Genomic DNA, 257 nt, shown 5'->3' on the forward strand with positions numbered 1-257 from the left:
CAAGTTTCCGTGAATACGTGTCAATGACTGTGGCCAAATACATGTTCTTGCCACCCTTACAGGGCAGGTAGGTAATGTCGCCTACATAGACGCGGTTCGGCTCGTTGGCTGTGAATTTACGGCCTACTAAGTCCGGCATGACACGGTGGCCAGGCTTGCGCCTGGTAGTGACACATCGGCGGCGCTTGGTAAAGCCTTTAAGTCCCATGGATTTCATGATGCGTGCGACCTTCTTGTGATTTATCGGGCCGAAATCC

At 52.5% G+C, this 257-nt stretch carries 1 protein-coding gene; it reads right to left on the reverse strand.

Annotated elements, in window-relative coordinates:
* A partial coding sequence (locus HMPREF2888_RS08135; protein WP_141744843.1) for a DDE-type integrase/transposase/recombinase occupies window positions 1-257 on the reverse strand: 257 nt, incomplete at both ends.

The organism is Corynebacterium sp. HMSC077D03, from assembly GCF_001808545.1.
Taxonomy (GTDB): Bacteria; Actinomycetota; Actinomycetes; order Mycobacteriales; family Mycobacteriaceae; genus Corynebacterium; species Corynebacterium simulans.